The organism is Embleya sp. NPDC055664, from assembly GCF_053618075.1.
Genome location: NZ_JBSHGZ010000037.1, coordinates 101,199 through 114,134 on the forward strand (window position 1 = coordinate 101,199; position 12,936 = coordinate 114,134).

The 12,936-nt window shown below is 73.0% G+C and carries 3 protein-coding genes; 1 reads left to right on the plus strand and 2 read right to left on the minus strand.

The features are described 5' to 3' along the window. Positions 1-6: 6 nt before the first annotated feature. Both ACWGR4_RS39165 and ACWGR4_RS39170 read right to left on the minus strand, forming a co-directional pair. A complete protein-coding gene (locus tag ACWGR4_RS39165) occupies positions 7-5,475 on the minus strand; it encodes an amino acid adenylation domain-containing protein (RefSeq protein ID WP_452132386.1) in 5,469 nt (1,822 codons plus the stop codon). Next, positions 5,472-10,481 (minus strand): amino acid adenylation domain-containing protein, encoded by a 5,010-nt coding sequence (locus ACWGR4_RS39170; protein ID WP_452132387.1) that lies wholly within the window; start codon positions 10,479-10,481, stop codon positions 5,472-5,474. The genes ACWGR4_RS39165 and ACWGR4_RS39170 overlap by 4 nt, the downstream gene beginning before the upstream one ends. Before the next feature lie 468 nt (positions 10,482-10,949). Here ACWGR4_RS39170 and ACWGR4_RS39175 point away from each other — a divergent pair, with 468 nt between their 5' ends. Next, positions 10,950-12,887, plus strand: a complete 1,938-nt coding sequence (locus ACWGR4_RS39175) for a glycerophosphodiester phosphodiesterase family protein (RefSeq protein WP_452132388.1) — start codon at positions 10,950-10,952, stop codon at positions 12,885-12,887. The last annotated feature ends 49 nt before the right edge of the window (positions 12,888-12,936 follow it).

Here is a 12,936-nt window from a genome sequence, read left to right on the forward strand (position 1 = left end):
GATCGATCAGCCCGTCGGCGACGCCCCCGATTCCGCCAACTGCCGGTCCGCCGCCGCCTGGATGGCGTCCTTGTCGCCGATCTCCACGTCCGGGACCGCGTCCGGCAACACGTCCTCCATCCGACTCAGCGGCCGGTACGCCAGCCCCAACAGGCCCCACACACCCAGGGTCAGGCCGACCAGAACCAGCAACAGCCCCGTACCGCGCCCCGGCCCCGTGCCCAGGATCGGCCCCAACGACCCGGCGAGCGCACCGTCGGAGCGCAGCAGCGGCTCGAACACCCGGTCCGCCAGCGGCCCGGCGGTCAGGAAGCCCAGCGGCATCATGGACATCGCCAGCATCTGATTGGTGGCCAGCACCCGGCCCTGCAACTCCATCCCGACCTTGGTCTGGATCAGCGCCATCCAGTGCGAGTTGAGGATCATCAGCGCCGCCCACAACACGAACAGTCCGACCGCGACGAAGACCGGCTCGGGCCGACTGCCCGCGAACACCGCGGCCACGCCGACCACCGAGGTGAAGCCGATCATCCCGGTGGCCCGCCGCGCGGTCCCGCCCCACAGGGCCATCACCAGCGCACCGAGCACCGCGCCGATCCCGCCCACCGCGGTGACCACACCCAGCGTCACCGCCGAACCGTCGGCCAGCACCATCGGGGTCACCAGCACGGTCGCCACCGCGAAGAGGTAGTTGAACACCACGAAGAAGACCACCATCGCGACCAGTCCGCGCCGCCGCACGATGTAGCGCCAGCCCGTCACCACCTCGCGCAGCAGCGGTTCCTCACGCTTTTCGAACAGCGTGTCCGGGAAGCGCACCCGCAGCAGTACGGTCACCCCGACCAGGAACGTCGCCATGTCGAACAACACGACGCCGTGCAGCCCGACCGCCGCGACCAGTACGCCGCCGGCCAGCGCGGCGAGCATGTCGCCCGATCCGGTGCCCAGTTGGGCCAGGCCATTGGCCTGGCCGAGGTAGCGCTTGGGTACCAGTTGGGCGATCGCCGCGATGTAGGCGGGCCGTTGGAAGGCGTTGCAGACCGACCCGACGCAGGCCACCACATATACGTGCCACAGGTCGAGATATCCGGTCCACAACAACACGCCGAGCGAGAGCATCGCGGCGGCGGCCGCGGTATCGGTGACGATCATGATCCGCCGCCGGTCCATCCGGTCCGCCACCGCCCCGGCGATCGGCAGCAGCAACACCGCGGGCAACACCGCCGCCACCGAGATCATCGCGAAGTCGAAGGCCGATCCGGTCCGCAGGTAGACCCAGACGCCGAGCGCGAACGTGGACAGCGCGGTACCGATCATCGACACGAACTGCCCGCCGGCCACCTTGGCGAACGTGGCCAGATTCGGCCGGGCCGCCGCCGGTCGCGCGGAAGGGAGTTCGGCCGTCGGTGCCGGCCCGGCCGACCACCGGCCGAGCAACCGGGCCAACTCGCCCGCCTGGTGCTTGAGGAAGTAGTGGCCCGCCCTCGGGATCACCGCGAGTTCGACGCGCGGCCCGAAGTGCTCCCATTCCGCGTAGCGTTCCTCGTACAGCAGGGTCGCCCGGTCCTTGTCGCCGACCACGCACAGGATCGGCGCGGCCACCGGCACGGGCCGCTCGTCGCCGTAGGCGCGGGTGTAGAAGTCCTCCGCCTGGCGCACATCATGTCGCAACGCCCGAATCAGGAACCGCTGTTCCGCCTCGTCGTAGACGTCGGTGAAGCCGCCCATCGCGCGCAGATAGTCGAGGTAGGCCCGGTCGGAGAGCATGCGGTCGCCGGGCAGCCGCGCGGCCACCCACGCCGCGAGCCGGCCCGGGAGCCGCGCGGCGGGGAAGGTGCCGCCGAGCGCCAGACCGCGCAGTTCCGCGCCGGCCGCCTCCAGGCGCGCGGCCAGCGCGGTGGCCAACGCGCCGCCCAGGCAGTGCCCGTAGAGCAGGATCGGCCCCTGGATCCGGGCGACGATCTGCGCGGTCAACCGGTCGGCCAGCGCGTCCAGTTGCTCGGGCTCGTCGTCGGGCCGGCCCGGATCGTGTCCGGGCAGTTCCACCGCGTACAGCCGATGTCCGGCCGGCAACGCGTCGGCGAGCGGTTGGAAGGTGATCGGACTGCCGCCGCCGTACGGAACGCAGACCAGGGACAGCGTGGTCGGCCCCGCGTCCCGGGTGAGCCGGTGCAACAGCGAACGATCGCCCTCGTCGGGTTCGGGGCCGCCGGCGCGGCGGTCGATCAGGGCGGCGAGTTCGCCCACCACCGGGTGCTGGAACAGGTCGATGATGGACAGGCCCCGCCCGATGGCACGCACCGCGCGGACGGCGGAGAAGCTGTCCCCGCCCAGCGCGAAGAAGTCGTCGCCGGCGCCGATGTCGCCGGTGCCGAGTACCTCGGCGAAGGTGGCGGCCACCGCCTGTTCGGTGGCCGTGGCGGGCTCGACGCGGGTATCCGGGGCGGGCGCGAGGTCGGGCTCGGGCAGCGCCGCGCGGTCCACCTTGCCGTTGGGGGTCAGGGGCAGTGCGGGCAGCACCACGACCGCCGAGGGAACCATGTAATCGGGCAGACGGGTGCGCACGGCGGCACGAATCGTGGCGCCGTCGGGGGCGGTTCGGCCGGCCGGCGCGGCGGCCTCGACGACCACGTAGCCCACGAGCTTGCGGGCCGCGCCCTCGCCGCGGGCCACCACGACCGCCTCGCGTACCCCGGGCAGCGCGCCGAGTTCGGCTTCCACCTCGCCGATCTCGACCCGAAAGCCGCGGATCTTGACCTGGTGGTCGGCCCGGCCCAGGAACTCGATCAGGCCGTCGGGGCGCCGCCGGACCAGGTCGCCGGTCCGGTACGCACGCCGCCCGTCGAGGTCGACAAAACGCTCCGCGGTCGACGCGACCGGCCCGAGATAGCCCCGGGCCACCCCCGCGCCGGTCACGTACAACTCGCCCGGTACGCCCACGGGAAGCGGTCGGCGCAGCGGATCGAGCACATGCGCGCCGACGTTGCCGAACGGCAGCCCCAGCGGCGCGCTCGCCGCGCCGGCGGGCACCTCGGTGACAGGTGCGCCGAGCATCGAGACGGTGGTCTCGGTCGGCCCGTAGTGGTTGTGCACGGTCAACTCCGGCCGCGCCGCCCGGATCCGGTCGAGCAGTTCGGCGCGGAGCGGTTCGCCCGCGCAGATCAGCAGCTCGCGCGGCAGCGCGTCGGCGAACCGGCCGCCGACCGCGGCCAGTCCCTCCAGGTGACTGGGCACCAGCTTCATCGCATCGACGCGATGCGCCGTCAGATACGCGGCGAACGCGTCCGGGTCGGTGGCCTGGTCCCGGGTGAGCAGGTGCAGGCAGCCGCCCGAGGTGAGCGCGCCGAACACGTTGGTCGTGCCGAGGTCGGCGGCGAAGGTGGACACCAGTGCCCAGTTCCACGGCCGGCCGTCGGCCGCCCGTCCGGGCCGTATTCGCTCACGCAGCCCGTACAGGTAGTTGAGGTAGTTGCGGTGCTCGACCGCCACCGCCTTGGGCGTGCCGGTGGAGCCGGAGGTGAACAGCACGTAGCACAGGTCCGTGGCATCGACCGGTGTCGGCGGGACGGCCGGGTCCGAGACCGGGACCGGGTCGGCAGGGGCGACCGGGTCGGGGGCGACCACCGGCAGGGTGTCGCCGACGCGGGCGTGCAGATCGGCGGTGGCGACCACGGCGACGGCGTCCGCGGCGGTGAGGAGCGAGCGGATGCGGTCGTCGGGGTAGAGCGGGTCGAGGGGCAGATAGGCACCGCCGGCCTTGAGGATGCCGAGCATGCCGACGATCAGCGCGGCCGAGCGCTCGACGAACAGCCCGACGACACGATTCGGGCCGACCCCCAGGGCGGTCAGCCGCCGGGCCAACACTGCGGCGCGAGCGTCGAGTTCCGCGTAGGTGAGCGTTTCGTCGGCGCCGCGCACCGCCGGTCGGTCCGGGGTGGCACGGGCCTGGGCCTCGATCAGGCCGTGCAGGGTACCGGCGGTATCCCACGCGCGTGCGGTGTCGTTCCAATCGGCGAGCGCGCTCTCCTCGGCGGCGGTGAGCAACGGCAGTTCGGCCACCGGCCGTTCCGGGTCGGCCGCCATCGCGTCCAGGACGGTGGCGAGGTGGCCGAAGGTGCGCCGGGTGGTGGACTCGTCGTAGAGCGCGCTGCGCCAGACCAGGTCGGCGCGCAACTCGTCCGCGGGTCCGGTGTCCAGCACGGCGATCGACAGGTCGAACTTCGCGGCGCCGGTGTACGTGTCGCGCCACTCGACCTCGACGCCGGGCAGCGTGGGGTGTACGGAGGTCTGGTTGTGCACGTTGAGCAGTACCTGGAACAGCGGTGTGTAGGCGAGTTCGCGTTCGAGGTCGAGCGCGTCGACGAGTCGGTCGAAGGGCAGTTCCTGGCGGGCGAACGCGGCGAGGGTCCCCTCCCGGACCCGGTCGAGCAGTTCGCGCACGCTCGGTTCGCCGGACAGATCGGTGCGCATCGCGAGGGTGTTGACGAAGCAGCCGATCAACGTGTCGGTGCTGCGGTGCGTACGTCCGGCCACCGGGCTGCCGACGGTCACGTCGGTGCCGCCGTTGTACCGGGCGAGCACCACCTGGAGAGCGGTCAGCAGCACCATGTACGTGGTGGTGCCGGTGCGTTCGGCCAGGGCCCGGACGCGGCGCGAGCGGTCCGCGCCGAGGGAGACCTGGATGCGCTCGCCCGTGGTGTCGGCCACGGCCGGACGCGGGCGGTCGGTGGGGACGGTGATCGTGGCGGGTGCGCCGCGCAGCCGGTCCAGCCACCAGGCGCGCTGCCGGTCGAGTTCGGCGGCGAGGGTGGTCTCCTGGCGGTAGGCGACGTCGGCGTACTGGACCGGTAGGAGCGGCAGTTCGGGTTCACCGCCGGCCAGGCGGGCGGTGTACGCGGCGGTCAGCTCGCGGAACAGCACGCCCACCGACCAGGCGTCGGCCGCGATGTGGTGCAGCACCACGCTCAGTACGTAGCGGTCGTCGGAGCGTAACATTGCGGCCCGGATGGGCAGTTCCTCGGCCAGGTCGAAGGGTTGGCGGGCCTCGGCGGCGAGCCGGTCCGCTACGTCCGGCTCCGGCAGGTCGAGGACGGGCATCGCGAACCGGTCGACGTCCAGAACGGTGGGCAGCACGTGGCCGTCCACGCTGGGGTACACCGTGCGCAGCACCTCGTGCCGGGCCACCACGTCGGTGAGCGCGGCGCCGAGCGCGGCCTCGTCGGGGCGGCCGGTCAGGCGCAGCACGAGCGGCATGTTGTAGGCCGCGCCGTCGGGTTCGTACTGGGCCAGGAACCACATCCGGCGTTGCGCGGCGGACAGCGGCGTGGGCACGTCGGCGGGCCTGGGGGTCAACTCTGCCCGGGGTGTGGCCGATCGCGCCCGGGCCAGTCGGCGGCGCAGGTGTTCGCGGCGGGCGCGCTCCGCATCCCGGTCGGGGTCGGGGCGCGTGGTCAGGATCTCCTCGGAGTCGGTCATCGTACGTCCCGCACACTCGGGTCCGGGTATTCGGTCGGGCCGGTGTGGTCGACGACGTCCGGATGGTCGTCGAACTCTCCGGGGTCCTCCGGTTCGGCCATCAGAATGTCCTCGATCCGGCGAGCCATCGCGGCCAGGCTCGGCGCCTCGAAGACGACGCGCAGCGGGAAGGTGATCTCGAAGCGCTCCTCGACCATGGCCGCCATCCGCAGTGCCTGGAGCGAGTTGCCACCCAGGCCCAGGAACCGATCGTCGCGGCCGATCCGGGCCGGCCCGAGCAGTTCGTGCCAGATCTCGGCCAGGATCTCCTCACAGTCGCCCTCGGGAGGTGCGCCGCTGCCGCCGGGGCGCGGCTCCGGCAGGGCCTTCCGGTCGATCTTTCCGGCGGGGGTCAGCGGCAGCGCGTCGAGCGGGATCAGTACGCCGGGGATCAGGTGTCGGGGCAGCCGCTCGGCGAGGGCGGCGGTCAACTCGTCGGCGACGAAGGGAATTTCCGAGACGACGTAGCCGACCAGGGTGGGCCCGGCCGGCGCGTCCCACACGCTCGCGACGGCGGCGGTCACCTCGGGCAGTGCGGTCAACCCCGCCTCCACCTCGCCCAGTTCGATCCGGAAGCCGCGCAGCTTGACCTGGTGGTCGGCCCGGCCGTGGAATTCGAGCGATCCGTCGCGGCGTCGGCAGGCGATGTCGCCGGTGCGGTACATCAGCGCGCCGGGCGGACCGAACGGGTCGCGGACGAAACGTTCCGCGGTGGTTTCGGCGTTGCCGAGATAGCCCAGCGCGACACCGGCGCCGGCGATGCACAACTCGCCGGGCGCGTTGACGGGTGCGGGGCGGCCGGCCGCGTCCAGCACGTACACCCGGGTGTTGTCGATCGGCGTACCGATCGGGACCACGCGCATCGCGGCGTGGGCGCGCTCGACGCGCAGCAGGGTGGACCAGACCGTGGTCTCGGTCGGGCCGTACATGTTCCACACCCGCGCGCAGCGGTCCAGCAGCGCGCCGGCCAGGTCGCCGGTCAGTGCCTCGCCGCCGCAGAGCGCGACCAGGCCGGGGCGGCCGGGCCAGTGCGCCTCCAGGAGCATGCGCCATGTGGCCGGGGTGGCCTGGCACACCGTCACCTCGCGGCGGTCGAGCCAGTCGGCCAGTCGGCGGCCGTCGGCGCTGATCTCCCGGTCGGCGATCTCCACCCGGGCGCCGACCACGAGTGGCAACCACAGTTCCAGGCCGGCGATGTCGAAGGTGAGCGTGGTGACGGCGGCCATCGTGTCGGCGGCGGTCAGTCCGGGTTCGCGGGCCATCGAGAGCAGGAAGTTGACGATGGCACGATGCGGGACGGCGACCGCCTTGGGACGGCCGGTGGAGCCGGAGGTGTGGATGAGGTAGGCCGGGTCCTCGGCCTCGATGCCCGGGTCCGGGGTGGCGGCGGGGGCAAGGCGAACCTCGTCACCGTCCACGAGGACCACGTCGTAGCCGGGGTCGGCCAACAGCGGCACCCCGGCCGCGTGCGCGCTCTCCCCGACGATCAGGGTGACCTTGGCGTCGTCGAGCAGGGCCCGGCTACGGGCGATCGGCTGGTCGGTGTCGATCGGCAGGTAGGCGGCGCCGGTGCGCAACACGGCCAGGAGCGCGGCGGGCAGCAGGTGGCTGCGGGGCATGGCGACCGCCACGCGGGTGCCGCGCTCGGCGCCGTAGTAGCGCAGGGTGCGAGCCAACCGGGCGGCGAGAGCGTCCAGTTCGTTGTAGGTGAGGGTGCCGCTCGCGGCGGAGACGGCGATCGCGTCCGGGGTGCGGGCGATCTGCGCGGCGATCAGCTCGGGCAGGGACACGTCGGGGTGCGCGGTCGGGGCGGGGTTGGCGGCCTCGACCACCCGCGTGTATTCGGCCGGATCGAGCATGATCGTTTCAGCAATCGGCAGGTCGGGCGCGGCCAGGCCCTCGGCGAGGATCGCCATCAGGTGGTCGACGATCGTCGCGATCGAGGCCGCGTCGTAGCGCCCGGTGCGGTATTCCACGGACAGCAGCGGCCCGCTCGCCGGGAACTCGACGAACATCGACAGGTCGGTCTTGGCCCCGCCGTTGCACATCTCTTCCAGGAACTCCAGCGTCAGACCAGGTAGTTCGACCGCCGCGCCCGGGTGGTTCTGCACCGCGAGCAGCAGTTGGGACACGGGTGTGGAGGTGTCGGCGCCGGCCACGCCCGCGAAGCGCAGCTGCTCCAGGTAGGGCAGCGCGCTGTGGTCGAGCGCGTCGAGCACGATCGGGCGCAGCCGGTGCACCAGCTCGCGGAACGAGTCGGTGCCCTCGACCCGGAAGCGCAGCGGCACCGTGTTCAGCAACGGGCCGACCACATCCTCCAGTTCCGGCAGCGGGCGGACCGCGAACGGCGTGAGCACGGCCTGGTCGGTGCGGCCGGTGTAGCGGTTCACCAGGATGCCGAGGGCGGCGAGCATGGCCATGTACAGACTGGCCCCCTCGCCGGCCGCCCACTCCTCGGCGGCGCGTACGAGGCCGGCGTCGAGGCGGCGGGCGAACCGGGCCCCGCTCGGGTCGAACGGGTCGGCGTGTGTGCGATCGCCGGGGATGTACTGCTCCGGGCCCAGGTCGGCCAACCGGGCGGCCCAGCGGCGTGCCTCGTCCTCGTGCGCGTCGGCGTACCGACGCTCCCAGGCGGCCACGTCGCGGTACTGGAGCGCGGGTTCGCCGAGCGGCAGGCCCTGATAGGCCCGGGCCAGATCGTTCAGGAGCAGCCCGATCGACCAGCCGTCCATCGCGATGTGGTGGATCACCAGCAGCAGTTCGTACCGGTCCGGGCCGGTGCGCACGGCGACCGCGCGCACCAGCCGGCCCTCGGCCCGGTCCAGCGGCCGGCGCGCGTACGGGCGCAGCGCCGCCTCGACCTGTGCGGGGTCCGCGTCCGGCAGGTCCAGCAGCGGCACCTCGACCGGGTAGGGCGGTCGAATCTTGGCCACCGGCGCGCCGGCGCGGAACATCAGCGCGGTGCGCAACACCTCGTGGCGCCGCACCAGTTCGCCCAGTGCTCGACTCAGTTCGACCGGATTCAGTGCGCCGGTGGCCCGGATCCGCAGCGGCACGTTGTACAACGCACTGCCGGGGGCGACCAGTTCGTGCGTGGCGAACTCGCGTTGGACGGTGCTCACCAGGACGGGGGTGCGCGGGTCGCGGTACGGCGGTTCGACCCGGGGCCCGGTCGAGCCCGGTTCGGCCCGCTCGACCCGTTCGGCCACGGCGGCGGGAGTGGGCAGGGCGAAGAAGGTGTCGAGCGGGATGCGGATCCCGAACTCCCGCTCGACGCGGGCCAGCAGTCCGACGGCCAGGAGCGAGTTGCCGCCGGCGTCGAGGAAAGGGTCGTGCACGCCGATGCGGGGCACGCCGAGCACGTCGTGGAAGATCGCCACGACGCGGGTCTCCGCGGGGGTGCGGGGGCCGATGAACTCGGTGGCCACGAAGCGGGATCGGGTGGCCTCGGGCAGCGCCTTGCGGTCGATCTTGCCGTTGAGGGTGAGCGGCAGCTCCGGGAGCAGGGAAACGGCGTCGGGGAGCATGTAGGCGGGAAGCCGGGTGAGGCAGTGGGCGCGCAGGTCGGCGGGACCGGCGGCAGTCGCCTCGGCGCCCGGCCCGGCCGCCCCCGGCCCGGCAGCGGTCGCCCCGGCGGCGGGCTGCACGAACGCCGCCAGGAACGGTCCGGCCGCGTCCTCGCGCAGCACCACGGCGGCGGCCTGGACTCCGGGGTGTCCGGTCAACACCGCCTCGATCTCGCCGAGTTCGATCCGGAAGCCGCGCAGCTTGACCTGCTGGTCGACCCGGCCGTGATACTCCAGCGCGCCGTCGGGTCTGCGTCGCACCAGGTCGCCGGTGCGGTAGCGGCGCTCCCCCGCCACCGTGACGAAGCGCTCGGCGGTCAGGTCGGGGCGGCCGTGATATCCCTGCGCGAGGCCGTCGCCCGCGAGGTACAGCTCGCCCAACTCGCCGTCCGCGACGGGGGCGCCGTCCTCGGCGTGTACGTGGGCGGTGGTGCCGGGGATCGGTACGCCGATCAGCGGCTCGGCCCGGTCGGCACGGTCCACCACGGCCCAGGTGGAGTACACGGTGTCCTCGGTCGGCCCGTACAGGTTGTACAGCACCTCGACCTGCGGGCACGCGTACACCTGGTCCGCGACCCGCCGCGACAGCGCCTCGCCGACCAGGTTGATCGTGCGCACCCCGGCCGGCAGTCCGGGACCGCGCAGCAGCGCGGCGATCGCGCTGGGCACGGTGTTGATCAGGGTGACCTCGTCCCGCGCGGGCGCGTCGGCGAGCGCGAGCACGTTCTCGACGAGGATCACCGTGCCGCCGACGGCGAGCGGGAAGAACAGTTCGTAGACGGAGATGTCGAAGCACACCGAGGTGGAGCACAACACCCCGCGGACCTGGTCGGGCCGATAGGTGTCGGCCGCCCAGCGCAACATCGCCACGACCCCGCGGTGGGTCACCCGGACACCCTTGGGCCGGCCGGTGGAGCCGGAGGTGTAGAGCACGTAGGCGAGATCGTCCGGGCCGGTCACCGCGCGGGCGGGCGTCGGATCGGCGGGCGGCGGGCCGTCGACGTGCACAAGCCTGGTCGCGGCTGAGGCCAGGAGGTGTTCGTGGGCGTGGTCGGTGACCACGACGGGGGCCTGCGAGTCGCCGATCACCCACTCCAGCCGGTCGCGCGGGTACTCGGGGTCGAGCGGTACGTACGCGGCTCCGGCGCGGAGGATCGCGAGCAGGGTGGCGACCAGATGGGGTGTGCGGGGCAGGCAGACCCCGACCAGGGTGCCCCTGGTCACCCCGGCCGCCGCGAGGCGCGCCCCGACCAGATCGGCCTGCTCGCCCAACTCGCGGTAGGAGAGCCGGTGTTCGCCGGCGATCACCGCAATCGAGGCGGGCATGTGCACGATTCGGGCGTCCACCGGAGCGGCCAGGGGTGCGGCCGGATCCAGCTCGGGGAATGCGGTTGAACTCATCGACTCTCCTGAAGGGTCCTCATGCCGATTCGTGGTCGGCGACGCAGGCGATGTGCTCCCGGGGAGATCGTGGAGGAAGGATTTGACTGTGCCTAGCATCTTCCCCCCACTACTTCGGGTTGGCCGAAAGCAGCCGTAGCACCGTCACGCCCGGAGGGCGACGAACCGGGTCGAATCGCACCGTGCCGGCCGGCTTCGTCGAGAGCAGGTGTATCGCGCAACGCTTGCGAAACGCTTGGCGCACACCGGAGTTGAGGCGGGCCGAGGTTGGCGGGGAAGGGAGTGGGTCGGGAAGGCAACCGGAGCCCCGGGGTGCGCGGGGGCGGCTTCGGCGGGCTCGGGGCGTATGTGACGTGATAGGCGGTTCGCCCGTCTGTCGGCTGCCGGACACCCGGCGGACCCGATCGTTGGTCCGGGCTTCAGGCACGTGTGGTCGGCGGTTCGTCGGCGATCCCTACCGTTTCGGGCATGCCTGCACAGACACCCGCGTCACCGTTCCGGCTGCCTCGGCGGCACCGCTCCCGGCTCCGGGCCGGCGCCCTGGGCACCGCCCTGGGTCTGGCCGCGACCGCCGTGCTCGCCGGCGTCTCGGTCGCCGCCTCGCCCGACTCGGCCCGGGCCGCGCCCGCCGTCGGCGACGTGGTGGTCTCGGAGGACTTCGCCGGCTCCGCGCTGCCCGCCGGCTGGCGCGCGGTCGAGGGCGACTGGAAGGTCGAGAACGGCCGCCTGGTCGGTACGTCCGCCAACTCCGGTCAACAGAGCCGGATCACCTTCGGCCGACACCTGGAGGACTTCCGCTTCGAGGCGGTCGCCCGCTTCGAGAGCGCCGTCGACGCGGCCCGCTGGACCGCGTTCGGCCTGGACGTCCCGGCCACCGGGAACACACCGTGGTCGATTGCCACCATGCGTACCGGCACCACCGCCGCCAACGGCCTCGAATTCGCCCAGCGCACCACCGCCAACGCCTGGAACGTCACCGACACCGGCTCCGCGCCGACCGCCGCCGGCACCGGCCGCGACGTACGGGTCGCGGTCGAGGTGCACGGCGGCCGGGCCCGACTGATCGTGGACGGGCGCGAGGCGCTGCGCACGACCCGGGTCCAGCGCTCCGCCGACGGCGGCCAGGCGCTCCTGGTCAACGGCGCGCGCGTCTCCTTCGACGACGTCAAGGTCACCACGCTCGCCCCGGAGGCCAACGCCTACCTGCGGGCACCGGGTGCGCCGATGTCGGTCGTCGCGCACCGGGGCGCGTCCTCCGCCGCGCCGGAGAACACGCTGATCTCGGACGAGACCGCCCGCCGGGCCGGCGCCGACTGGATCGAGAACGACGTACAGCCGAGCCTGGACGGCATCCCGCACATCCTGCACGACGACACGGTGAACCGGACCACCGACGGCAAGGGCCGCGTCCGCGACCTGACGGCCGCTCAACTCGCGGCCCTGGACGCGGGTTCGTGGTTCTCCCCGCTGCACACCGGGGCCCGGGTGCCGACGCTGCGCGCCCAGTTGGACGACCTGCGCACGCGCGGCGGCAACCTGCTCCTGGAGATCAAGGGCAAGCACACCCGGGACGAAGTGGCTCGCATCATCCGGGACATCAGGGACACCGGAATGAGCGGCCGGGTGTTCGTCCAGAGCTTCGAGGTCGACGCGCTGGAATTCACCCACGAGTTGGCGCCCGACCTGCCGCTGGGCCTGCTCCGCAGCGCCCTGGACGCGGACCCGGTCGCCCTGGCCAAGCGCCTCGACCTCAAGGCCTACAACCCCTCGGCCGGCGGCCTGGCCGCCCGCCCCGGCGTGGTTGCCGACCTGCATCGCGCCGGCGTCGCGGTGATGGTCTGGACGGTCGACGACGCCGCCGGGTGGAAGACCCTGGAGGCGGGCGGCGTGGACGCGGTGATCACGAACCGGCCGGCCGAACTCGCGGGCTGGAACGCGGCGTGGCGCCAGAACGGCACACCGCCGACGCCGGCCGCCCCGACGGTGCGCATCCTCGCCCCGGCCGCCGGAGCCCGCGTCGAACGCGCGGCCTCCCCGGTGCCGGCGCTCGACACCACCGGCGCCGAGTCGGTGCGACTGACCCTGGACGGCAAGGAGTTCGCGGCCGGCACCCCGATCGACACCACCGCGCTCCCCCTCGGCACACACACCCTGCGCGCCGAAGCCAAGGGCCCCGGCGGCACCACGGTCGCGGAATCCACCTTCACGATCACCGCCACGCGCACCGGCCTGGCCCACCTGATCCTGACCTCCGGCGCCGACCGGGTCGCGGTGGCGACCCTGACCACCATGCTCGCCCACGACCAGTACCCCCAGCTGGCCAACTGGGCGGAGAACCAGTCCGGCCGCACCATCGCGGCCCCCAAGGCCCGACAGATTGCCGGCGACGCCCGCGCCCTGAGCTGACGAGCATCGCCGCACACACCGCGACCGCGGTGGACGCACAAGCGTCCAC